At 65.8% G+C, this 23144-nt stretch carries 21 protein-coding genes; 13 read left to right on the plus strand and 8 right to left on the minus strand.

The annotated features are described in order from the left end of the window. The first annotated feature begins 113 nt into the window (after positions 1-113). Both CH266_RS10465 and CH266_RS10470 read left to right on the plus strand, forming a co-directional pair. A complete protein-coding gene (locus CH266_RS10465) occupies positions 114-1580 on the plus strand; it encodes a DHA2 family efflux MFS transporter permease subunit (RefSeq protein WP_032372689.1) in 1467 nt (488 codons plus the stop codon). A 56-nt stretch (positions 1581-1636) separates the two neighbouring features. Then, the gene (locus tag CH266_RS10470; RefSeq protein ID WP_094715264.1) at positions 1637-2431 is read left to right on the plus strand and encodes a ParA family protein; all 795 of its coding nucleotides are present in this window, start codon (positions 1637-1639) and stop codon (positions 2429-2431) included. 37 nt (positions 2432-2468) lie between these two features. Here the strand turns inward: CH266_RS10470 and CH266_RS10475 are convergent, their stop codons facing one another. Both CH266_RS10475 and CH266_RS10480 read right to left on the minus strand, forming a co-directional pair. Then, a complete protein-coding gene (locus CH266_RS10475) occupies positions 2469-3722 on the minus strand; it encodes an Rv3212 family protein (protein ID WP_094715265.1) in 1254 nt (417 codons plus the stop codon). 9 nt (positions 3723-3731) lie between these two features. Continuing rightward, on the minus strand, positions 3732-5399 hold the full coding sequence (locus CH266_RS10480) for a DEAD/DEAH box helicase (protein WP_094715266.1): 1668 nt from the start codon (positions 5397-5399) through the stop codon (positions 3732-3734). A 302-nt stretch (positions 5400-5701) separates the two neighbouring features. Here CH266_RS10480 and CH266_RS10485 point away from each other — a divergent pair, with 302 nt between their 5' ends. Together CH266_RS10485 and CH266_RS10490 are read left to right on the plus strand one after the other, a co-directional pair. Further along, entirely contained in the window at positions 5702-6436 is a 735-nt protein-coding gene (locus CH266_RS10485; protein WP_255175883.1) for a ferritin-like fold-containing protein, read from the plus strand. Between the two features lie 137 nt (positions 6437-6573). After that, positions 6574-6801 (plus strand): DUF3107 domain-containing protein, encoded by a 228-nt coding sequence (locus CH266_RS10490; protein ID WP_027496533.1) that lies wholly within the window; start codon positions 6574-6576, stop codon positions 6799-6801. Between the two features lie 83 nt (positions 6802-6884). Here the strand turns inward: CH266_RS10490 and CH266_RS10495 are convergent, their stop codons facing one another. Further along, the gene (locus CH266_RS10495; protein WP_027496534.1) at positions 6885-7538 is read right to left on the minus strand and encodes a TetR/AcrR family transcriptional regulator; all 654 of its coding nucleotides are present in this window, start codon (positions 7536-7538) and stop codon (positions 6885-6887) included. Between the two features lie 336 nt (positions 7539-7874). On the opposite strand from CH266_RS10495, the gene CH266_RS10500 reads away from it, so the two are divergent. From CH266_RS10500 to CH266_RS10510, 3 genes are all read left to right on the plus strand, one after another. Then, positions 7875-8903, plus strand: a complete 1029-nt coding sequence (locus CH266_RS10500) for a DUF3152 domain-containing protein (protein WP_370878773.1) — start codon at positions 7875-7877, stop codon at positions 8901-8903. 76 nt (positions 8904-8979) lie between these two features. Then, the gene (moeZ, locus tag CH266_RS10505; protein WP_027496536.1) at positions 8980-10146 is read left to right on the plus strand and encodes an adenylyltransferase/sulfurtransferase MoeZ; all 1167 of its coding nucleotides are present in this window, start codon (positions 8980-8982) and stop codon (positions 10144-10146) included. A gap of 68 nt (positions 10147-10214) precedes the next feature. Next, entirely contained in the window at positions 10215-11069 is an 855-nt protein-coding gene (locus CH266_RS10510) for a TIGR02569 family protein (RefSeq protein WP_027496537.1), read from the plus strand. Here CH266_RS10510 and CH266_RS10515 read toward each other — a convergent pair. Beyond that, positions 11059-11751: a FadR/GntR family transcriptional regulator gene (locus tag CH266_RS10515; protein WP_032372686.1), complete on the minus strand. Its 693-nt coding sequence runs from the start codon at positions 11749-11751 to the stop codon at positions 11059-11061. The two genes, CH266_RS10510 and CH266_RS10515, sit on opposite strands and share 11 nt — an antisense overlap. 98 nt (positions 11752-11849) lie before the next feature. Here CH266_RS10515 and CH266_RS10520 point away from each other — a divergent pair, with 98 nt between their 5' ends. The 6 genes from CH266_RS10520 (at position 11850) to CH266_RS10545 (ending at position 19713) form a co-directional block, all read left to right on the plus strand. Then, on the plus strand, positions 11850-13091 hold the full coding sequence (locus CH266_RS10520) for an MFS transporter (RefSeq protein ID WP_027496539.1): 1242 nt from the start codon (positions 11850-11852) through the stop codon (positions 13089-13091). 224 nt (positions 13092-13315) lie between these two features. Continuing rightward, positions 13316-14719, plus strand: a complete 1404-nt coding sequence (locus CH266_RS10525; RefSeq protein WP_094715492.1) for a nitrate/nitrite transporter — start codon at positions 13316-13318, stop codon at positions 14717-14719. A 59-nt stretch (positions 14720-14778) separates the two neighbouring features. After that, positions 14779-17274, plus strand: a complete 2496-nt coding sequence (gene nirB / locus CH266_RS10530; protein WP_094715267.1) for a nitrite reductase large subunit NirB — start codon at positions 14779-14781, stop codon at positions 17272-17274. 128 nt (positions 17275-17402) lie between these two features. Continuing rightward, positions 17403-17780, plus strand: a complete 378-nt coding sequence (gene nirD, locus CH266_RS10535) for a nitrite reductase small subunit NirD (protein WP_027496542.1) — start codon at positions 17403-17405, stop codon at positions 17778-17780. A gap of 20 nt (positions 17781-17800) precedes the next feature. After that, positions 17801-18982, plus strand: a complete 1182-nt coding sequence (locus CH266_RS10540; protein WP_052073814.1) for a uroporphyrinogen-III synthase — start codon at positions 17801-17803, stop codon at positions 18980-18982. After that, positions 18979-19713 carry a sirohydrochlorin chelatase gene (locus CH266_RS10545; protein ID WP_052067022.1) on the plus strand — a complete coding sequence of 245 codons (735 nt, stop codon included), beginning with the start codon at positions 18979-18981 and terminating at the stop codon, positions 19711-19713. Before CH266_RS10540 ends, CH266_RS10545 begins: the two co-directional genes overlap by 4 nt. Here CH266_RS10545 and CH266_RS10550 read toward each other — a convergent pair. Genes CH266_RS10550 through CH266_RS10565 form a run of 4 tightly spaced genes read right to left on the minus strand, consistent with a single transcriptional unit; the run spans position 19670 to position 23026 of the window. After that, the gene (locus tag CH266_RS10550; RefSeq protein ID WP_255175884.1) at positions 19670-21451 is read right to left on the minus strand and encodes an NTP transferase domain-containing protein; all 1782 of its coding nucleotides are present in this window, start codon (positions 21449-21451) and stop codon (positions 19670-19672) included. The genes CH266_RS10545 and CH266_RS10550 overlap by 44 nt on opposite strands. 13 nt (positions 21452-21464) lie before the next feature. After that, a complete protein-coding gene (locus tag CH266_RS10555) occupies positions 21465-21911 on the minus strand; it encodes a PaaI family thioesterase (protein ID WP_228139195.1) in 447 nt (148 codons plus the stop codon). Next, on the minus strand, positions 21908-22249 hold the full coding sequence (locus tag CH266_RS10560) for an MGMT family protein (protein WP_027496546.1): 342 nt from the start codon (positions 22247-22249) through the stop codon (positions 21908-21910). The genes CH266_RS10555 and CH266_RS10560 overlap by 4 nt, the downstream gene beginning before the upstream one ends. Continuing rightward, on the minus strand, positions 22250-23026 hold the full coding sequence (locus tag CH266_RS10565) for an alpha/beta hydrolase (RefSeq protein ID WP_032372875.1): 777 nt from the start codon (positions 23024-23026) through the stop codon (positions 22250-22252). Between the last annotated feature and the right edge of the window lie 118 nt (positions 23027-23144).

Raw genomic sequence — 23144 nt, forward strand, 5'->3', positions numbered from 1 at the left:
CCTACCGGACGGTTATTCTCTTCTGGATCTTCACCGTCGCAGGCAACGCAGTCCTGCCCGTCAGTGTGCTCACTGCATTGACCTCGTAGCTCTTCTCATCGATCTGGAGAACAATGACCGACTTGCAGAAGCCCGCGCCCTCCGGTGCCCCGGAGAAGCTCGACGGAGCGTTGCTGAAGATCGCCGGTGTCGTCGTTCTCGGCGCGATCATGTCGATTCTCGACGTCACCGTCGTCAGCGTGGCCTTGAGGACGTTCACCGACGTGTTCGAGACCACGTATGCCAACGCGGCCTGGACGATGACCGGTTACACCCTCGCCTTGGCCACCGTCATCCCGTTGACGGGCTGGGCTGCGGACCGTTTCGGCACCAAGCGTCTCTACATCACGGCACTGGTGCTGTTCGTACTCGGTTCGGTGCTGTGCAGTTTCGCCTGGGACATCACGTCGTTGATCGTGTTTCGCGTACTGCAGGGCCTCGGCGGAGGCATGTTGATGCCCCTGGGCATGACGATCATGACGCGTGCCGCCGGCCCCGAACGGATCGGCCGGGTGATGGCCGTGCTCGGTGTGCCGATGCTGATCGGGCCCATCGCGGGCCCCATCCTCGGCGGTTGGCTGATCGAGGCCGCGAGCTGGCACTGGATCTTCCTCATCAACTTGCCGATCGGCATTCTCGCGCTGATCGCCGCAATCGTGATCTTTCCGCGAGACAATCCGACCCCGTCGGAATCGTTCGACTTCCGCGGCATGCTGATGCTCTCGCCCGGTCTGGCCCTGTTTCTCTACGGTGCGTCGTCGGTCGTCGAAACCGAGACCGTACTGGCCGTCAAGGTGCTGGTTCCGGTCATCGTGGGCCTGGTGCTGATCGTGTTGTTCGTCTTCCACGCTCTGCGCGTCGAGCATCCGTTGATCGACCTGAGGCTCTTCCGGAACCGTTCACTCACCGTCGCAGTCATCACGACCACCTTCTTCATGGTCGCGTTCATGGGCGCAGGGTTGCTGTTTCCCAGCTACTTTCTGCTCCGCGGCGAGTCCACACTGTCGGCCGGGCTGCTTCTTGCACCGCAGGGTATCGGCGCGATGATAGCCATGCCGATCGCCGGAGTGATCGCGGACAAGACCGGTCCAGGACGAATCGTGCTGATGGGCATGGTCCTGATCACCGCAGGCATGGCGGTGTTCACCCAGGTCGGCACCAGCACGTCGTACACGTTGTTGATCGGAGCCTTGTTCGTCATGGGGCTGGGGCTCGGCTCGACGATGATGCCCATCATGACTGCTGCGCTGCAGACGTTGACGAACGAAACAGTCGCTCGCGGTTCGACATTGATGAACATCGTCCAGCAGGCCGCCGGATCGATCGGAACCGCGTTGATGTCGGTGGTGTTGACCGCGCAGCAGAAGCCGGCGCTGACGGCCTCGAGCCAGCTCGAAGCATTCGACATCTCGGCGCGCGCGTTCGGGACCACCTTCATGGTCGCGTTGGTGCTCATCGTCATCACGTTCGTGCCCGCGTTCTTCCTGCCCCGAACCAAGCACGTTTCTCAGGAATCCGCGCCGCCGATCGTGATGCACTGACGCGCCCGGAACCGACAAACCTCGCTCGAGCGGCGAATCTAGGCAAGGATCAGGGCGTGACGACAATTCTTGCGGTAGCGAATCAGAAGGGCGGCGTGGCCAAGACCACTACGGTCGCCTCGCTGGCAGCCGCGCTGCACGCACTCGACCGACGCGTTCTGGTGGTCGATCTCGACCCGCAGGGATGCCTGACGTTCTCGCTCGGTCACAACCCGGACAAGCTCGACTCGTCGGTGCACGAGGTATTGACCGGGGACGCACAGGTCGAGGACGTGCTGATCGAGACGGCGGAGGGGATCGTGCTGTTGCCCGCCACGATCGACCTCGCGGGTGCGGAGGCGCTGTTGCTCATGCGCGCCGGTCGCGAGTTCGCACTCAGGCGTGCTCTGGCACCGATTCTGCAGGATTTCGACGTGGTCGTCATCGATTGCCCACCCTCGCTCGGTGTTCTCACGCTGAACGGTCTCACTGCAGCGCAATCGGTTCTGGTCCCGCTCCAGTGTGAGACGCTCGCTCACCGCGGCGTCGGACAACTACTGCGGACGGTGTCCGAGGTGCAGCAGATCACCAACCCCGACCTCGCACTGCTGGGTGCACTGCCCACCCTGTTCGATGCCCGTACCACCCACAGCCGTGACGTGCTCGGCGATGTTTCCGACCGGTACTCGCTGCCGGTCCTCGCTCCGCCGATTCCCAGGACGGTGCGTTTCGCGGAGGCGAGTGCATCCGGCGCAACAGTGCTGTCGGGGCGAAAAAACAAGGGCGCGCAGGCGTATCGCGAGCTGGCCGAGAACTTGTTGGCCCACTGGGAGGGCACAGCGGAACTGAAGACGTACGACCCCGCGGAGTAGCTCCTCCGATCGGCCGGCCTCGATCAGCCGTCCTCGATCAACCCAGCGCGACCAGGTCGGAACCGCGCTGCTCGACGACGACATCGCCGATCACGGAGGTCTGCACCGGTCCGTCGTAGTCGCCGCGATCGATCGGAATCTCGGCAATCACCGTGCCGGTGGCGAGCTCGACCACCGCGATCGCGTCGGGCACGGGAACCAGTAGCCTGCCGGCCATGACGGCACCGCTGCCGAGGGCCCCGGGCATGGACCACGCCGGAGTCAGGTCGGTGGAGTTCAGTGCCTGCACTCCGGAGCCGGTGAACCAGGTGAACACCGAACCCTGTTTCGCTGCCGGCGAGGCGGGCGGTGCGGATGTTGGGCCGAGGCCCGCGGGGAGAACGAACTCGGAGACGGCCGTGGCGGTGTCGTCGTAGAGCGCGATGCGCGCAGGGGCACCGTTTGCGGACGGAACATACAGCGCGACAAGGCTTCCCGTCAGAGCCAGGACGCGTCCGGATGTCGGCTCCTGCGCCGAGGTGACGAGATCCGGGACCACCGAGGATCCGTACTCCTCGGGTTCGCTCGCATCCTTGGGGGCAGGGTTGAGCAGAGACAGTCGTGCGGCCGGCTCACCCGGGCACTGTTCGAGCACTGCCGTCCGCGAATTGGACGACGTGGTGGACAGGAACGTGCATCCGGTTCTCGGCTGAGTACCCGGGTTGACCGGAGCATCGACGCGCCCGTATTCGAGTGTGCGCACCATGTCCGAGCGCCACAGTTCCATCCGAGTGTCGCCTCGCGAGGTCACGTAGGTGCCGTCGGACGAGAGGTACACCGAGTCGTCTGCGTCGGACGTGCGCTGTGCTGTGCGGACGCCGGTCGATCCGTCGAGCGTGGTCACCTGCGAGCAACCGCGGTCGTCGCGGTAGACCGAGACGGCAGTGTTCCAGGAGGCGATCACCGAGCACAGGGGTAGGTCTCGCGAGTACGACCACGCCGGGTCGCCGGAACGGGGGTCGTGGCCGACCACCGAACCGCCATCGCCGGTCACGACTGTCGAACCGGTCACGACCGGAACCGGCGTATGCGTCGAATCCGTCGCCGAACTCGGTGCCCGCCACAACTCGGACAGGGCGGCGGGCACGGAGGCGGCCGCCTCGGACGGCGCAAGAGGATTGTCGGCCGTGACAGAGGTGGTGCCCCGAGCGTCACCCGTGAGCCAGGCGACGCTCGCGGCCACGACCACCGTCACCGCGATGACTACCGCGACGACGAGATCGGTTCTCGACCTACGTTCTGGAGCCAGCACGGCTGGAGACTACTCCGACGCGCTCGCCGTCGACGGCCCGGTCTCGGCGGACGATCCGCTCGTGCGGCGACGGCGTCGGCGACGAGGAGCGGTCTTGGTCGACGCTTCCGCTGTCGACGAATCGGTCGAATCCGACTGTGCTGCAACAGGGTTCGCGGTCGATGCGGAGGCGTTGGCCGAGTCGGTCGAGGTCGAGGCCTGGTCCCCGTCCTGTCCCGCGCGGGTGCGACGGCGGCTGCGTGAGCGGCGCGGCTTGCTCGGTGCGGATGCCTCTGCCGACGGTGCTGCGGACTCGGATTCGGGGGCCTTGTCAGCGGCCTGCTCCGCGGCTCGCGCGGGTGCCGCCTTGCGTACGGTGCCGGTCGCATCGGTGGGGATATCGAGCTCGGCGAACAGATGCGGCGAGCTCGAGTAGGTCTCGACCGGATCCGGCATACCCAGATTCAGGGCCTTGTCGATCAGCTGCCAGCGCGGGATATCGTCCCAGTCGACGAGGGTGACGGCGATACCGGTGCGCCCTGCACGGCCGGTACGGCCGATGCGGTGGACGTAGGTCTTCTCGTCCTCGGGGCACTGGTAGTTGATGACGTGGGTGACGTCGTCGATGTCGATACCCCGGGCCGCGACGTCGGTGGCGATCAGCACGTCGATCTTGCCGGTGCGGAACGCCTTGAGAGCCTTCTCGCGTTGGACCTGCCCGAGATCTCCGTGGACCGCGCCGACCGAGTAGCCACGCTCGGCGAGCTCGTCGGAGACCTTCTGCGCGGTGCGCTTGGTGCGGGTGAACACCATCGTCGCGCCGCGGCCTTCCGCCTTGAGCACCTTGGCGACCATCTCGACCTTGTCGAGTGCGTGCGCCCGGTAGACGTGCTGGGCGGTGCGATCGTGCACGGCGGAGGACTCCGCCTCTTCGGCCCGGATGTGCGTCGGCTGCGTCAGGAACGTGCGCGCCAGCGTGATGATCGGGCCGGGCATCGTCGCGGAGAACAGCATCGTCTGACGCTTGTCGGGGACCATGCCCAGGATGCGTTCGATGTCGGGAAGGAACCCGAGGTCGAGCATCTCGTCGGCCTCGTCGAGAACCAGGACGCCGACCTTGCCGAGGATCAGGTGGTTCTGCTTGGCGAGGTCGAGTAGACGGCCGGGAGTGCCGACGACGACGTCGACGCCGTTCTGGAGCGCGCTGATCTGAGCTTCGTACGGGCGGCCGCCGTAGATGGAAAGAACCTTCACCGGGCCGTTCGCGCCGCTGAGGTACTTCGATGCATTCTCGAGGTCGGAGCTGACCTGAACACACAGCTCACGGGTCGGCACGATGATCAGCGCGCGTGGCGTGCCGTCGAGCGGGGTCGTTCCGGAATTCTCCGTGGCGAGACGATGCAGCAGAGGCACACCGAAACCGAAGGTCTTGCCCATTCCGGTCCTGGCCTGCCCGATGAGGTCGTCTCCCGCGATCGCCAGCGGAAGAGTGAGCTCCTGAATGGCGAAGGTGCGCTCGATACCCATGTCGGCAAGTGCACGAACGATGTCGGCGTCGACGTTCAACTCGGCGAACGTCGGCGGCACATGCGTGTCGTCCAGTTGGGCCGACAGGGTCGTGTCGCCGGTCTCGGATTCTTGGTCTACGACTATCTTGCTCAGGGGACTGGCCTTCCTCGTGGTCGAACGTACGCACAAGGAAGGGCACAGGCCTATTGCCGGCCGAAGTCGATGCCCTCAATCCGATGTGATGTCGCCGTCAGCCTCAGCGCGGCCGCGAACTGTGACGTTCGCTGCGGCGAAGCTCTCGAGGCGACCCGGATCAGGTGCGCACACATTATCGATGATCGCCGCATCGGCTTTCGGTCCGTGTGACAGGTCCGCGAGCAACGATCGACACCATGGTAGCTTGCCCGGCCCGATTCTCCACGGTCGACGGGTCGCGGCAGGTGTGACGCGCCCCGCGACGGGGCGTCGGACACGGGTCTACGATTCGTGGAATGGGAGCCCATTCGTCGGAGTCGTCGTCGCCCGCAGTTGCATCCACCGCCCTCGTCGGGTCGAGCGATCCGGACAGAGGGGAGCCCGCGATCGCACACGATCACCCGGGCGTTCCCGACTTGTTCGCCGTGCTCGCCTACGGCGAGATCTCTGCGTTCTACCGGTTGGCGGAGGACGCTCGAATGGCTCCGTCCATGGAAGGCCGGGTGGCGCTGGCGAGTATGGCCGCCGCCGAGATGAGTCACTTCGAGACTTTGGAACAGGCTTTGTTGAACCGTGGCCTCGACGTGTATTCGTCGATGGATCCGTTCGTGCGGGCTCTGGACGAGTACCACGCCTCCACCACGCCGTCGACCTGGTTGGAGTCGTTGGTCAAGGCATACGTGGGTGACGGAATCGCCGCTGATTTCTACCGGCAGATCGCGCACAGCCTCGCCCCCGACGTCGCGGAGATCGTCCGCGACGTGTTGGCCGAGACCGGGCATTCGGAGTTCGTCGTCCACGAGGTGTCCGAACGGGTCCGGGCGAGCTCCCAGGACAAGGCACGCCTGATGTTGTGGGGGCGTCGACTGCTCGGCGAGGCGATCACGCAGGCCCAGTTCGTGCTCGCGCAGCGCGAGTCGCTGACCGATCTCGTCATCACCGCGTCGGGCGACCTCAACGGGGTCGTCGCTCTGTTCGATCGCATGCAGGAGCAGCATGCCGAACGGATGTCCTCGCTCGGGTTGGACTGATCGGCTCGATCGAGCACCGGGCGGGGCCGGTCCCCGCCGGTGTTCGCTGACAGCACAGGCCTGGAAGCGGCTGCGGCACGCGGGCTGCACTAGCCTGGCGAGAACAGCGTCAGTTGTCGAGAGTTCGGAGGTTGACCGTGGAGGTCAAGATCGGTGTGTCGGAGAGTTCCCGTGAGCTCGTCGTGAACAGTGCGCAGTCCCCGGCCGAGGTCGAAGCGCTCGTATCGACCGCCTTCGCAGGTAAGGACGGAGTGCTGTCGTTGGAGGACGAGAAGGGACGCAAGTTCTTGATCCAGACCGCCAAGGTGTCGTACGTCGAGATCGGCCCGTCCGATCCTCGCAAGGTCGGGTTCGCAACCACCTGACACGGCCGGTAACACCACACGCCCCTCGTTCTACTCGAACGAGGGGCGTGTGGCGTATGTGGGCGGGATCCCCGACCGGCTGGTTACGGAGACTGCAGCGGAACGTGCGACAGGCCGCCCCAGGCCAGTGAAACCGTGGTGTCGACGGCGTCTTCCTTGGAGATCGGCCGATCTGCTTCGAGCCAGTAGCGTGCGGTGAACTGGCTGGCACCGACGAGGCCGACGGCCAGCACTCGTGCCCGGTACGGATCGAGTCCGGAATCGTGGGCAACCAGGTCGAAGACGGCGTCGACGCATGCTTCGGTCGCCTGCTCCACGCGGGCGTTGACCTGAGGGTCACCCATCAGATCCGACTCGAAGACCAGACGGAAGCCCTGGGTGTCGGTGTCGACGAAATCGTAGAACGCCAGAACCGCGGCGCGGACGCGTTGCTTGTTGTCCGTCGTCGAACGCAGAGCCTGACGAACCCCGGCGATGAGGGTGTCGACGTAGCTCTGCAGTACCGCCAGGTACAGCTCGAGTTTGCCGGGGAAGTGCTGGTAGAGAACCGGTTTGCTGACTCCGGCGCATTCGGCGATCTCGTCCATTCCCGACGCGTGATAGCCGCGGGTCACGAAGATTTCGCTCGCAGCAGCCAGCAGTTGCGCCCGACGGGCATCACGCGGCAGCCTGGCGCTGCGGCGGTTGCCGGTGGTGGCCGGACGGTCGGAGGACCTCCGGTCGTCGAGATCTGTCATCAAATATGTTCCCATCGCGTCGACAGCTGCGCTCGTCTTGGTTCGACAACGTGCGGTCCGGCGTGAACTTCCGGCGGGTGGCCTTCGGTTCGGACCGCTCGTAGCGCAGATCACGGGCAACGATACTCGTGGCCGTCGGCACCGCTGGGATCCTGGGGGATCCTTGTCGGAAACGGGCGATCTCGAATCACATCGGATGGTTTGTTTGTACGATGTTTGTCGTACCGAGAGCCCGATAGATCCGTCCCCGGTATCGGCGTGCCGAGCGGCGAGCGAGCAGGATTGTGAGATCGTGAGCGAGTGACTGACCGAGGCGAGCCGCGAATTCGCGGCGGTGTGCAGTCCGGCGGGTTCGACGAGCGGTCGGACGATCTTCCACGAGGCGTGGGTGGTCGTGGGTCGCATCAGCCCTTGCGCGCGCAGTGGGACCCGACGCAGCGCGAGGTCAAGGACCGCAGTCGCCGCCCCGAGCGTGACGTGCGTAAACAGACCAAGTTGGGAAAGTTCGCCGCCACCTACGGCTGGCGGGCGTACGCGGTACCGATTCTGATCGCCGTCACCGCGCTCGTGGTCGTCGATGCCGTTCGGGCCGGTGACCCGGTTGTCGGCACCGCCTCTCAGGGCACCTCGCAGGACCCAGGGTTCGGCACGCTGAGTTCCGATACGTCCGGAACCGGAATCATCGGGGTCCCGCCGCAGGCCGACGGCAATTTCGCGGAAACGATCTCGTCCGGTGAGCTGCCCGACGGTGGACCGTTCGCGGTGCAGGGGGCAGGCACCTGGCACACCGTCGCCGGGAGCACCGAGCAGGTCGGCCAGGGAACCGAGCGGGTGTTCACCTATACCGTCGAGGTCGAGGACGGTGTGGACACCGTCGGTTTCGGCGGCGACGAGTCGTTCGGCCGTCTGGTGGATCAGACGTTGGCCAACCCCAAGAGCTGGACCAACGACCCGCGTTTCGCGTTCCGGCGTATCGATCAGGGTGACCCGGATTTTCGGATTTCCCTGACGTCGCAGATGTCCATTCGGCAGGCGTGTGGATACGACATCCAACTCGAGGTGTCCTGCTACAACCCCGGCATCGAACGGGTCGTGCTCAACGAACCCAGATGGGTGCGCGGAGCGATCTCCTTCCAGGGAGACATCGGTTCGTACCGTCAGTATCAGATCAACCACGAGGTCGGACACGCCATCGGCTACCAGCAGCATCAGCCGTGCGAAACCGACGGCGGGCTGGCACCGGTGATGATGCAGCAGACGTTCGGAACGGCCAACGACGACATCGCGCGGCTCGACCCCGAGGGCGTCGTGCCCATGGACGGCAAGACCTGCCGGTTCAACCCGTGGCCCTATCCGCGCGGGTGAGCGATCGCGGATTAGATTCGAAGGCGGCGGACGCAATTGTGCGGTCGCCCCGTCGAGTCGAGGAGAGTCGCTGAGCGTGGTCCACCTACCGCCACTGGTCGAAGCCACCGGTGAACTGACCTCCGAGGAGGTTGCCAGGTACAGCCGTCACCTGATCATTCCGGACGTCGGAACGGACGGCCAGAAGCGGTTGCGGAACGCCCGCGTGCTCGTGGTCGGAGCCGGCGGACTGGGTTCGCCTGCGCTGCTGTACCTCGCGGCCGCCGGCATCGGAACGCTGGGCATCGTGGAATTCGACGACGTCGAGCTGTCCAACCTCCAGCGACAAGTCATCCATGGGCGGTCCGACGTCGGACGACCGAAGGCCGACAGCGCACGGGACTCGATCCTCGAACTCAACGACGGCGTCTCGGTGGTGCTGCACAGGGTCCGCCTCGACTCGTCCAACGCGATCGACCTCTTCGGCAATTACGATCTCGTTCTCGACGGCACCGACAACTTCGCCACCCGATACCTCGTCAACGACGCGGCCGCACTGGTCGGTATCCCGTACGTGTGGGGTTCGATCTACCGGTTCGAGGGGCAGGTCTCGGTGTTCTGGGATGCAGCTCCGGGCGGCGTCGGGATCAACTATCGAGATCTGTACCCCGAGGCTCCGCCGCCGGGAATGGTGCCCTCCTGCGCCGAGGGTGGCGTCCTGGGCGTGCTCTGCGCCTCGATCGGGTCGGTCATGGTGACCGAAGCCATCAAGTTGATCACCGGAATAGGCGAGACGCTGCTGGGACGGCTGATGATCTACGACGCGTTGGCCATGAGCTACCGAACCGTCGGACTGGCCCGTGATCCGCACCGAACCCCGATCACGGAACTGATCGACTACGACGCCTTCTGCGGGGTGGTGCCGGCCGTCGAATCCGACGACGCCTCGATCAGCCCCGAGCAGCTACGGGCGATGTTGGATTCCGGACGCGAGGTCGCCTTGATCGACGTGCGTGAGCCGGTGGAGTGGGACATCGTGCGGATCGAGGGCGCTCGGCTGATACCGCGCGGGCGAATTCTGTCCGGGGCGGCGTTGGCCGAACTGCCACAGCAGGTACCGATCGTTCTGTACTGCAAAACCGGCATCAGGTCCGCGGAGGTTCTCGACGCTCTCGTCGGTGCCGGTTTCACCGACGCAACCCATCTCGACGGCGGAATCGTGGAGTGGGCCAAGCAGATCGAGCCCGGCCTGCCCATCTACTGACGTGGCGGCTGGGCCGCATGCGCGCGTCGTCCGCAGAGCTCTGCCCGATCGGCGGTACCGTGGCGTTCGTGAGCTCTGTCGAACCTCCTCAGCACGTGATCTCTACGTTCGGGCTGCGCGATGTCGAGCCTGCGCCACTGGGTGCGGACTGGGACGGAGGGTGGCGTCTGGGTGACGTCGTGCTCTCGCCCGTCGCCGATCACGCTCGCGCAGCCTGGTCTGCGAAGGTGCGAGAAACACTGACTGTGGACGGTGTGCGCCTCGCTCGACCGGTGCGCTCGACCGATGGTCGATACGTCGTGTCCGGTTGGCGTGCAGATACGTTCGTCGCAGGCGAACCCGAGCCTCGCCACGACGAAGTGGTCTCGTTGTCCATGCGGTTGCACGCAGCGACCGCGCAGTTGGAACGTCCCCGCTTCTTGGTGCAGCCACCCGTCGCCCCGTGGGCCGACGTCGACGTGTTCGTCGCGGCCGACCGGGCCGCCTGGGAGGCCGTTCCGCTACGGACCGCTCGCGGTGCGGGTGCGCCGGAGCCGTCGTCGAGTGACGGCAAGAGCAGCCTCGAATTGGTCAAACAGCTTGCGACACTGCGTAAGCCCGTCGAATCGCCGGACCAATTGGTACACGGCGACCTGTTCGGGACGGTGTTGTTCTCCGGCAGCGATGCTCCGGGGATCAGCGATATCACCCCGTACTGGCGTCCGGCGTCGTGGGCCGCCGGCGTCGCCGTGGTGGACGCGCTCTCGTGGGGAGACGCCGACGACGGTCTGGTGGGCCGGTGGGACGATCTACCGGAATGGCCGCAGATGCTGTTGCGCGCGTTGATGTTTCGTCTGGCTGTGCACGCACTTCATCCGCGGTCGACGTCGGAGGCATTTCCCGGCCTCGCGCGTACGGCAGATCTGGTGCGTCTCATTCTGTAGGTTCGGGCGCGTGGCCCGGAGCGGCGGAGAGTTCGCGGAACAGCGACCGGGCGGAGGCGATTGCCCGGGCCGAATCACCGTCCACGATCGCGTCGACGAGGGCTGTGTGCTCGGCGACGTAGTCGTCGTCGTGAGCAGTGGCGTGTTCTCTGATCGTCTCGTGGATCACCGGTAGCAACGAGTCGTAGAACTCCAGGTAGATCGCGTTGTGGCTGGCGGCGACGATGCTCCGATGCAGGCGCGCGTCGATTCGTACGGCGTCGGCCAACGGCACGTCGCCGCTCGACCAGGCGACATTGCGGTTCTCGAGGGCGTCGTTCATCTCTCGGATGTCGTGCTCGTCGCGTCGATCCGCAGCCAATGCTGCTGCGGTCACCTCGAGAGTTTCCCGGAGCTCGGTGACGTCGCGATAACGGGCGTCCGAGAAGTACTTGCCCAGGGTGCCGCCGAGGTCCGAGCAGGTCATGACGAACGTTCCCGACCCCTGCCGTCGCTCGACCATGCCGGCGTGGACGAGTGCCTGAACGGCCTCACGAACCGTGTTTCGCCCGGTGCCGGTCATCTCGCACAGCTCCGGTTCGGTGGGAATTCTGCTGCCGACCGGCCATCGTTTCGACGTGATCTCGTCGCGCAGGGCTGCAGTGACCTGGGTGATCAGGCTCGATCGGTGGACCTGGCGCACGGAGGCTCCTCGTTCTGGGGGCGGTGCAGTGCTCGGGGTGCTGCGCCGACGATGATACTGCGTTGCACCCGATGATCCGGTCATCCTATGATTACGCGGTGAGTGCGCCTACCGTTTCCGAGACCACCCAGACCGGTACATCACTCGTTCGCGGCCGACTGCTGGTGTTCGCCGCCATCGTTCTTTCTGCGCTGACGCTGCGCGCCGCCGTGACGTCCATCAGCCCTCTGTTCGGCAGGATCGCAACGGATCTGCAGTTCGGGGATGCCGTCATCGGCGTCGTCGGGATGCTGCCACCGGCGATGTTCGCCGTGTTCGGGTTGGCGACACCGCTTCTCGCCAAGCGCACCGGTCTCGAGCGCGCCGCCCTGCTCGCCATGGCGTTGACCACGATCGGGATGGCCACCCGGGCATTCGCGCCGAACACGGCGTCGTTGCTGGCGCTGTCCGCGATCGCCCTCGCCGGCATGGGTATCGGAAACGTCGTCATCCCACCTCTGGTCAAGCGGTACTTCTCGGATCGACTCGCAGTGGTCAGCACCATCTACATCTGTGCACTCCAGATCAGCACCATGATTCCGCCCCTGCTCGCGGTTCCGGTCGCCGATGCCCACGGGTGGCGGCTCTCCATCGGGGTCTGGGCGATCGTCGGTGTTGCCGCAGCATTGCCGTGGCTCGGTGTCGTGATCGCCCGACGCGGTCGCGACGAGAAGGACGTCTCTGCCGAGGCCGGTTCGGCGGCCGTGCACACCCGATCCGGCGGCCGCATCCATCGATCCTCGCTCGCGTGGGGAATGGTGATGATGTTCGCGATGACGTCGCTGATCACGTATTCGATGTTGACGTGGCTGCCGACGCTGTTGATCGACTCGGGTATCGGCGAGGGGTTGGCCGGAGCCTCGGTCGCCGCGTTCGGAGCGATGGGCCTGGTCACGTCGCTGGCCACGCCGACCCTCTGCGCAAAATTGCGTAATCCGTTCGGGCTCGTCCTGGTCGCCGCGGTGTGTTACCTCTGTGGGTTCTCCGGCTTGCACTTCTCGCCTGCCGCCGGAACGGTGATCTGGGTGTGCCTGATCGGTCTCGGCACGATGACGTTCCCGATGTCGCTGACGCTGATCAATCTCAGGACCCGCACCGCGGTGGGCTCATCCTCGCTCTCGGGGTTCACCCAGGGGTTGGGCTATGTGGTGTCGGCCACCGGCCCGATTCTGTTCGGCTTCCTGCACACCGTGTCCGGCGGTTGGGGACTGCCGCTGACACTGCTCACCGGATGCGTTGTGATTCTGCTGGTCGGCGGCTATCTGTGCTGTCGACCTCGGATGCTCGAAGACTCCTGGTGACCCGGCTCGTCGACGCGTTCGATCTCACGTACGCATCGACGAGCGGGTGAGAACGAGTTAATCAGCGGGTCACCGCACGCAGCGCCGCTGCAACATGGCTTTCCTATCTTGGTGTCACTCACCGAACCAGGAGGCCATACGTGACCAGCCTTTCTCGCAGCGCTTCAGCCGAAACCGGCTCTGCTGCCACCGCACCCGTTCCGCCCGGAACCGTTCCCGTCTCGGTGAATCATCGGATCGCGCATTGGAATTCCGAGGACGTGCAGGCGTGGGAAGGCGGCGGTAAGCAGATCGCCAAACGAAACCTGATCTGGTCGGTCGTCGCCGAACACGTCGGCTTCTCGATCTGGTCGATCTGGTCGGTGATGGTGCTGTTCATGCCGTTGTCGGTTTACGGCATCGATGCCGCGGGCAAATTCTTCCTGGTGGCAGTCCCCACTCTCGTCGGTGCTGTCCTGCGCATTCCGTACACGTTCGCCACGGCGAAATTCGGCGGGCGCAACTGGACCATCTTCAGCGCTCTGGTGTTGTTGATTCCCACGCTGTTGACGATGTACTTCATGTTGAACCCGGCCTCGTACACCACGTACATCATCGTGGCGGCGTTCGCCGGAGTCGGCGGCGGTAACTTCGCCTCGTCGATGACGAACATCAACGCCTTCTATCCGCAGCGCGAAAAGGGTTGGGCCCTCGGACTGAACGCCGGCGGAGGCAACATCGGCGTACCCGTCATCCAGCTCATCGGTCTGCTGGTCATCGCTACCATCGGCAACACCGCACCCGAGATCGTCTGCGCCGTGTACCTGGTGTTCATCGCGATCGCCGCCGTCGGTGCCGCGCTGTACATGGACAACCTCGACAACCAGAAGACCAACGGCCGCTCCATGATCGACGTGTTGAAGTTCTCCGACGCATGGTGGATCGCCTTCCTCTACATCGGCACGTTCGGATCGTTCATCGGCTTCAGCTTCGCATTCGGGCAGGTACTCCAGATCAACTTCCTGGCCGGATTGACCGACGGGGCACCCGCCACGGCGGCTCAGCAGGCCCAGGCCTCGCTGCACGCTGCACAGATCGCGTTCCTCGGGCCACTGCTGGGGTCGCTGTCGCGTCCGTTCGGCGGCAAGCTCGCCGACAAGATCGGCGGCGGAAAGATCACCCTGTACACGTTCGTGGCCATGACCTTCTCCACCGGAATTCTGGTAGCGGCCAGCACCTGGGACGACTCGACGCCCGGGGCGGCCAGCGGCACAGTGATGGTCCTCTTCGTCATCGGATTCATCGCACTCTTCTTGCTCTCGGGCCTCGGCAACGGGTCGGTGTACAAGATGATTCCCGCGATCTTCGCTGCGAAATCTGCTGCACTGCACGGCATGACGGTCGAGGAACAGCAGCACTGGTCCCGCAAGATGTCCGGCGCACTGATCGGGATCGCCGGTGCCATCGGCGCACTCGGCGGTGTCGCCATCAACTTGGTGCTGCGGGCGTCGTACTCCGGTAGTGCGAAGTCGGCAACCACAGCGTTCTGGGTGTTTCTCGGCTTCTACGTGGTCTGCGCGATCGTCACGTGGGCGATCTATTTGCGCAGGACCGACTCCGCCGATGCCGACGCTCCGGTAGCCGTCTGACGCTCGGTGCAGGCGCGCTCGAAACATTCTGCACGGCAACGAAATCGGAAGGACCCGCAATGAAGAACGCGGTAGTGGTAGGGCACGGAATGGTAGGGCACAGGTTCGTCGAGGCGCTGCGGGCGCGCGACGAGGGTGCCGAGTGGAAGATCACGATCCTGTGCGAGGAAGCTCTGCCGGCGTACGACCGGGTAGGTCTGTCGTCCTACGTCGGTGCCTGGGACCACAAGGAACTTGCGTTGGCGGGCAACGACTATCCGGGCGACTCCCTCGTCGAGATGCGTACCGGGGTACGGGCCGAACGCGTCGACCGTGACCACCGAACCGTCGTCACCTCGGCCGGCGACACCGTGGACTACGACGCGCTGGTCCTCGCCACCGGCTCCTACCCGTTCGTCCCGCCGATCGCCGGACACGACCTGCCCGCGTGCTTCGTCTACCGCACCCTCGACGACCTGGACAGGATCCGTGCACGCGCCGACGCCGCTGGACCGGGAGCCGTGGGCGTGGTCGTCGGTGGCGGCCTGCTCGGCCTCGAAGCGGCGAACGCGTTGAAGAAGATGGGCATGACGCCGCACGTCATCGAGTTCGCGCCGCGATTGATGCCGCTTCAGGTGGACGAAGGCGGCGGTGCGCTACTGGCCCGCCTCGTCACCGATCTGGGGTTGAACGTGCATGTGGGAGTGGGCACGTCGTCGATCACCGAGAACGACAGCGCCGGATTGACGGTCGAGCTGAGCAACGGCGATACGATCGACGCGGCGCTGCTGGTGTTCTCCGCGGGGGTACGACCGCAGGACCGGCTGGCTCGCGAAAGCGGCCTCGACGTCGGCGAGCGCGGCGGTATTCTGGTCGACATCGGCTGCACCACATCCGATCCCGACGTCTACGCCATCGGCGAATGTGCTGCGGTCGAAGGCCGATGCTACGGACTCGTCGCGCCCGGATATTCGACGGCCGAGGTGGTGGCCGACCGATTGCTCGGCGGCGCAGCGGAATTCCCCGGAGCGGACATGTCGACCAAGCTCAAGCTCATGGGCGTCGATGTGGCGAGCTTCGGTGACGCGATGGCCGCAACTCCGGGTGCGCTCGAGGTGGTCTTCAGTGACGCACCCAAGGGCACCTACGCCAAGCTCGTCGTCACCGACGACGCCAAGACGTTGCTCGGCGGCATCCTCGTCGGCGACGCATCGGCGTACTCGTTGCTCCGGCCGCTCGTCGGACGCGAATTGCCGGGCGATCCGGGTTCGCTGATCTCTCCGGCGGCCGAGCAGGTCGGCATCGGAGCGCTTCCCGACGACGCCGAGATCTGCTCGTGCAACGGTGTGACGAAGGGTGCGATCTGCTCGGCCATCTCCGACGGTGCGTGCGATCTGGCCGCGGTGAAGAGCTGCACCACGGCAGGCACCACCTGTGGAGGATGCTTGCCGTCGATCAAATCGCTGCTGGCGGCATCGGGAGTGGTGCTGTCGAAGTCGTTGTGCGAGCACTTCTCTCAGTCGAGGGCCGAGTTGTTCGAGATCGTGCGGGCGACGAACACCCGAACTTTCTCGTCGTTGATCGCCAAGTACGGATCGGGTGCCGGCTGCGACATCTGCAAGCCCGTCGTGGCCTCGATTCTCGCGTCCACCTCGTCGGATCACATTCTCGACGGTGAACTGGCGTCGTTGCAGGACACCAACGATCACTTCCTGGCCAACATCCAGAAGAACGGCACCTATTCGGTGGTGCCTCGGATGCCAGGAGGGGAGTGCACGCCCGAGCAGTTGATCGTCATCGGTGAGGTCGCCCGGGACTTCGGGCTGTACACCAAGGTGACCGGCGGGCAACGCATCGACATGTTCGGTGCCCGCGTCGAACAGCTTCCCGAAATCTGGAAGCGGCTCGTCGACGCAGGCATGGAATCGGGTCAGGCGTACGGAAAGTCGCTGCGTACGGTCAAGAGCTGCGTCGGGTCCAGCTGGTGCCGCTACGGTGTTCAGGACTCGGTGGGAATGGCCGTCGACCTCGAGAACCGGTACCGCGGACTGCGCTCGCCGCACAAGATCAAGTTCGGAGTGTCGGGCTGCGCACGTGAGTGCGCCGAAGCCCGCGGCAAGGACGTCGGCATCATCGCCACCGAAGGTGGCTGGAATCTCTACGTGGGCGGCAACGGTGGCCAGTCGCCCAAGCACGCCCAGTTGCTCGCGTCCAACCTCGACGACGCCACACTCGTCAGCTACATCGACCGCTATCTGATGTTCTACGTCCGCACCGCGGACCGCCTGCAACGCACCGCACCGTGGCTGGAATCGCTCGATGGGGGATTGGACCACCTCAAAGCCGTCGTCTGCGAGGACAGCCTGGGCATCGGCGCAGAACTCGAGGCAGACATGGCACGCCACGTCGCCGGCTACAAGGACGAATGGGCAGGGGTGCTCGAAGACGAGGAGAAGCTCGGCCGGTTCGTGTCCTTCGTCAACGCTCCGGCCGAGGCCGATCCGACCATCGCGTTCGACGAGTCCGGCGCACGCAAGGTGCCCGTGCTGATGGGGATGCCGCGCATCGGAGCGTGACGTGCTCGAGTGACGGGTTCCTGACAACCGACAGGTCACGAACCTGAGCGCATGTGCACAGGTGGGTAATCGCCGCTTAACGGCCAAGAAACACGGGCAGCGTCAAATAGCTGACCAGGAGGTACGCCATGACTGTCATCGATTCACATACTTCGGTACCGAACGATCTTTCGCGAGACTGGACCCCGGCCTGCACCCTCGACGCTCTCATCCCGGGTCGCGGGGTGGCGGTGTTGCTGCGCGGCGGCACCCAAGCGGCACTGTTCCTGCTCGACGACGGACGACTGTTCGCCGTGGGCAACATAGATCCCTACGGCCGGGCCGCAGTGATGTCGCGTGGTCTGGTCGGCGACCGCGGCGGCGAGCCCACGGTCGCGTCTCCGCTGCTCAAGCAGGTCTTCTCTCTCGTCGACGGACGGTGCCTCGACGATGCGGAGGTCTCGCTCGGCTCGTTCGAGGTCGCCACGGTCGAGGGTGTCGTGCTCGTCCGCGGCGGATCTACGTGACCGAAAATGTCGGGGCGGACATGCCTCTGGCCGGGTTCACCGTCGGGGTGACGGCGTCGCGTCGCGCCGAGGAGTTCGCGACTTTGCTCGAGCGGCGTGGGGCCAGTGTGATGCACGCGCCTGCGATCAGGATCATCCCGCTCGCCGACGACGCAGAGTTGGAACGCGTCACCGCGGCGATCATCGCTGCACCACCCGAGATCACCGTCGCCACCACCGGAATCGGTTTTCGCGGCTGGATCGAGGCCGCCGACGGCTGGGGGCGAGCCGAGGAACTCGGTCGTGCCCTGGGTGCGTCGCGACTGTTGGCGCGTGGTCCCAAGGCCACCGGTGCCATTCGAGCGGCGGATCTACGTGAAGAATGGTCGCCTGCCTCCGAGTCGTCCGCCGAAGTGCTCGAACATCTGCTCGCCGAGGGTGTCGAGGGCAAGCGCATAGCGGTCCAACTGCACGGCGCGACCACCGAATGGGAGCCGGTTCCGGATTTCTGCGAGGTATTGCGCTGCGCCGGAGCCGAAGTGGTGCCGGTGCCCGTGTATCGCTGGACGGCGCCCGACGATCAGAGTCCGATGGATCGCATGATCGAATCGGTCGTCGTCGGTGATCTCGACGCCATCAGCTTCACCTCGGCACCGGCGGTCGCGTCGATGCTGATGCGTGCCGACGAGAACGGCGTACTCGAGCCTCTGCTGCAGTCGATGCGTACGCGGGTGCTTCCGGTGTGCGTGGGGCCGGTCACCGCAGCCCCGCTCGAACAGCTGTCGGTTGCCACCACTGCGCCTGCGCGTGCGCGCCTCGGCGCGCTCGCCCGTCACATCGCCGAGGAGCTGCCCAGGAGAACCGGTCGCCTGCACGCAGGGGGGCATGTGGTCAGTGTTCGGGGACGGTGTGTGGTGGTCGACGGGGAGGTGCGGCCCGTGTCCCCGGCCGGGATGGCGCTGATGAAGACGTTGAGTCGCAATCCGGGGCGCGTGGTCTCCCGTGAAGACCTGTTGGCCTCGTTGCCCGGAGGGGGTGGCGATACCCACGCGGTGGAGACCGCCATGACCCGACTCCGTTCCTCACTGGGGGCACCCAAGGCGATCCAGACCGTGGTCAAACGCGGCTACCGTATCGCGTTGGACTATATAGAGACCGAATCCGACTGCGATACACACGAACCCACGGGGGCTGTTGCCGTGAGCGAGGGGAGTAAGTACTGATGGAACCCACCTTGGTGTTGGTCGCACACGGCACTCGAAACCCGCGCGGTGTGGAGATGGTCGCCGCGCTCGCCGACGCCGTCTCGAAGCAGATCGGTACCACGCGTGTCGCCTTCGTCGACGTGCTGGGACCGTCCCCGTCCGAGGTACTGCGCGACACTCCGGAATCGGCGGTCGTCGTTCCGGCATTTCTGGCATCGGGGTATCACGTCCACACCGACGTGCCGCGCGAGATCACGGACAGTGCGCACTCGTCGGTCGCCGTCACCCGTGCCCTCGGGCCGGACCCGGTGCTCGCGCGAGTGATGGTCGATCGGCTCCGGGACGCCGGCTGGCGAGCCGGCCAGAGCATCGTGCTCGCGGCCGCAGGATCGTCCGATCCTCGTGCGTTGCAGGAACATCGGATCGCGGCAGCCATGCTCGCGGACGCGGCTCGGACACCGGTGAAGATCGGATACGTGGCCACCAGTACGCCGACCGTCGCGCAGGCGGTGTCCGGGCTGCGGCAAGCCGGGCACGATCGTGTGTTCGTGGCGAGTTATCTGCTGGCTCGTGGGCTCTTCCACAATCGGTTGGCCGACGTGGGAGCCGACGGCGTCGGTGCGCCGCTCGGGGTGCATCCGGCCATCGTCGATCTCGTCGTCGAGCGGTACCACGAGGGTGTTCGGCTGCTGGCCGGTTCGGAATTCAGTACGGCAACGGAAGAATTGTCACCGGCTCGTCGTCGCTGACGTCGGCGGGTATCACGGCGAGCGCATCACGGCCGACGAGGTGCGCCAGATGAGCTGTCCGGACCTTGACGTCGGCTCGCCAGCGGGTACCGTCGGCCACCACGGGAACGATTCGAGGGATCGGGGCTCGAACCTCGGATGCATTGGACAACAACCCCGTTCGCGGTGAACGCGGAATGCGAGCGGTGAGCGCGTCGACGATCGCCGGTGCGGTCAGCAGCGCCGTGCTCACTGCCGCGAGCGGATTGCCGGGGAGGCCGAGGACAACCGTACCGTCGGGCAGGGTCGCGGTGATCTGGGATCCGCCCGGACGCACGCGCACTCGCCCGACCACGGTTTCGGCACCGAGGGCGGCGAGCGTGGAGCGTAGCTGATCGGCGGCGCCTCCTCCGGTGGCTCCGACCACGACCACGAGGTCGATGTTCTCGGTACTTCCCAAAAGGTCGGCGAACGCGGTCGCCGTGTCGTCGAGCAGCAGTGCGTCCACGACGGCGATTCCACAGTGCGCCAGATACTCCGGCAGCGCCGATCCGAGTACATCCCTGGTCTCCCCGGGTGCCAGCGGACCCGATACCCGAATCTCGTTTCCGCTGATGACAATTCGAGCGCGAACCGGCCCCCGCACATCGAGTTCGGTCACCTCCGCGCTCGCGGCGAGTGACCGAACAGCAGTGTCGATCGCGGTACCCGAGGCAACCAACTCCGTTCCGGGAAACCAGTCCTCGCCGCGGCGACGCGTGTCGTCTCCCGACGTCGCCGTCGGTGCGCGTTCTACGACGCCGGCCGGTGTCGTGACCGCGTGTTCGTCGCGAACGACCGCAGTGGCACCGGGAGGAAGCGCTGCGCCGGTCGCGATGCGTACTGCGCTGCCGTCGGCGAGTCGGGCGATGCCGGACGTTCCGGCGTAGGCGATATCGGGTCTCAGCGTCCACGGAGGGGGGCCGCTCACGGCAAATCCGTCCATCGCGGAGATGTCGACCGCAGGCAGTGCTGTTGCTGCCACCAACGGTTGCGCGAGCACGGTCCCAGCCGTGTCCTGCAACGGAATTCGATGAACCGGGAGGGCGGCTACTCGCTGTCGAATTCGTTCGTGCGCGGCGTCGATGTCGAGTACGTCCTCCGGTCTCGACGCGGCTGCGGCGCGCGCGGCTACCAGATCGGCAGGGGTATCGCAGTCCTCGATATCGGCAACAGTGACGACGCGGTGCTCGTTCGGTACGAGTGCGCGCATCGGGGCGCCCTCGACGGTATCGAGCGCCGCCACCGCCGAGCGCAGCGCGCTGTAGCGCCAGACTCCGAGCAGGAACTGGGTGCGGCCTGTGGCGTCGGCCGCGAACACTGCGTCGGTCTCGACTCGGTGGAAGTGATCGATCAGAGACTGCACCGCAGAAGCATTCAGCAGCGGTATGTCCGACGCTACGACTGCCACCAGATCGGCTGTCCCGTCCAGTGTTTCGAGTCCGGCGGCCAGAGCTGCCACCGGGCCGCCGCCGGCGGGGGACTCTCGGGTCTGCACAACCGAACCCGGTACTGCGTCGCGTGTGGGGCCCACCAGTACCGTTCGGCGACAGTCCGAGACGGCCGCCACTGCAATGTCGACCAGTCGTCGTCCGCCGACCGTGAGCGCGGGCTTGTCGACCTCTGCCGATGGCGAGCCGGCAAGGCCCGCCATTCGCGATCCACGACCACCCGCGAGCACGATGGCGTCGCAGATCGGCTCGGTCGACGAGCCGCTCACCGGTGCGATCCCATCACGTCGGCAGCGGCACGTTCTGCAGTCGAACCTGGCCGCGCGCGATGGTCTTACCGCTGTCGGTCGCGGTGATCGTAACCAGCCAGAGTTGCTGAACGCGGCCCTGCTGCAACGGTTCCGCGAGAACATCCACCCGTCCGCCTTTGCTGGCGCGCAGGAAATCGGTTCCGTTGTGCACTCCGACCGCGAACTCGCCGCGATCCTTGACCGCCTCACTCGCGCCGATGCTCGCGGCGCTTTCCACAGCGCTGGTATAGACCCCACCGTGTACGACGCCCCAGGGCGTGAAATGTTCCTCGGTCAACTCGATGTGCCCCGCTACCCGCGTGCCCGAGACCTCGTCGATCACCAGGCCGGCCGCGGCGACGAAAGTGCTCGCCTTGGACAGGGCGAACTTCGCCGTAGGGCGTGGATCGAACTGCCCGAGCCGATCTCCGATGTTCATCCTTCGAGATTAGTGGTCGACGTCGGAGGCTGGGGGAGCGCCCCGAAGTCGAAGCGAACGGACTTCAGCGACACTCGCCCGTCGCGGATCTCGACACCTTCACCGCGCAGCGTCTCGAGTTGTCTCGTCGCCAGATGCGCCGCAGGCTTTCCGCTTGCACCCAGGACACGGTGCCACGGCAGATCGGCGGAGTCGGTCCGCATGATCCACCCGACGATGCGGGGGCTGGACAGGTCGGCCGCCGCCGCGATGTCCCCGTAGGTGGCAACGGAACCGACGGGAATCGACGCGACCAACGCGCGTACCCGCTCCACCTGCGCCTCGGTGATCGGAGCCATCTACAGCAGGGATCGCACCAGCTCGGCCACGTCGGCCGGCTTGGCCTGGCCGACCATGTGATCGCAGTCGAGTTCGACGGTGCGCAGGTTCTCGCCGAGCTTGTCTCGGAGCGCGGACACGAATTCTTCGGTCACATAAGGAGGTTCGACGCGCATGGCCCGCACCACGATGGTCGGGACGCTCTCGGCGGGCACCACGATCGGACGAGCGAGCTCGCCCCACGTCGCAACGATGGCCGGAATCGACATTCGCCACGCGACCTTCCCGCCGTCGGCAGGGACCAGGTGATCGGCGACCTCGCGGTCGAGCAACTCGGTGGGCACGTCCGCCCAAGCCCCGTGGATCTTCTCCGAACGCGCCTCGTCGGCGTCGGTGTAATCGGGGGACTTCGCAGTGGCCTCGGCGACCTCGAGCAGCTCCTCCGGCGGCAAGGCAATCGCAGGATCGAGCAGCACCAGCGCGCGCACCACCTCCGGGAACCGCTGTGCGAGATGCACGGCCAACGCGCCGCCGTACGAATGTCCGAGCACCACGACCGGACCGCGCGCATGGGCGTCGAGCACGGCCTTCAGTGCGGTGACCTGAGCGTCGATGTCCCACGGTGGAACGGACGGAGAACGGCCGTGGCCGATCAGATCGGGAGCCAGAACGCGGGCCTCGGGCAGGTGATTCTCGGCGAGGTCCCACCAACGGGCACCGTGGCCGGTCACACCGTGAACAGCGAGGATTTCGGGACCGTCTGCGGGTCCGAACGTATGCAGATTCAACTCGGGCACGTGAACCACTATGCCGCATCGAAGGCCCCGGTTTCGAAAGGGACGGGTCGGCTGCCGCCCCCGGGCTTGCGGGATCGGGGCACGGCCCTTCGTGTCGGTGGGTCGTGATTGCATGTCC

The organism is Rhodococcus sp. 06-1474-1B (genome assembly GCF_002258885.1).
Classification (GTDB): Bacteria; Actinomycetota; Actinomycetes; order Mycobacteriales; family Mycobacteriaceae; genus Rhodococcoides; species Rhodococcoides fascians.

What these genes read in the sequence shown, in the direction of transcription:
- CH266_RS10465 (WP_032372689.1), top strand. Translation starts at nt 114, where the DNA reads ATGACCGACTTGCAGAAGCCCGCGCCCTCCGGTGCCCCGGAGAAGCTC.
- CH266_RS10485 (WP_255175883.1), top strand. Translation starts at nt 5,702, where the DNA reads ATGGGAGCCCATTCGTCGGAGTCGTCGTCGCCCGCAGTTGCATCCACC.
- CH266_RS10495 (WP_027496534.1), bottom strand. Translation starts at nt 7,538, where the DNA reads ATGACAGATCTCGACGACCGGAGGTCCTCCGACCGTCCGGCCACCACC.
- nirB (WP_094715267.1), top strand. Translation starts at nt 14,779, where the DNA reads ATGAAGAACGCGGTAGTGGTAGGGCACGGAATGGTAGGGCACAGGTTC.
- nirD (WP_027496542.1), top strand. Translation starts at nt 17,403, where the DNA reads ATGACTGTCATCGATTCACATACTTCGGTACCGAACGATCTTTCGCGA.
- CH266_RS10540 (WP_052073814.1), top strand. Translation starts at nt 17,801, where the DNA reads ATGCCTCTGGCCGGGTTCACCGTCGGGGTGACGGCGTCGCGTCGCGCC.
- CH266_RS10555 (WP_228139195.1), bottom strand. Translation starts at nt 21,911, where the DNA reads ATGAACATCGGAGATCGGCTCGGGCAGTTCGATCCACGCCCTACGGCG.
- CH266_RS10560 (WP_027496546.1), bottom strand. Translation starts at nt 22,249, where the DNA reads ATGGCTCCGATCACCGAGGCGCAGGTGGAGCGGGTACGCGCGTTGGTC.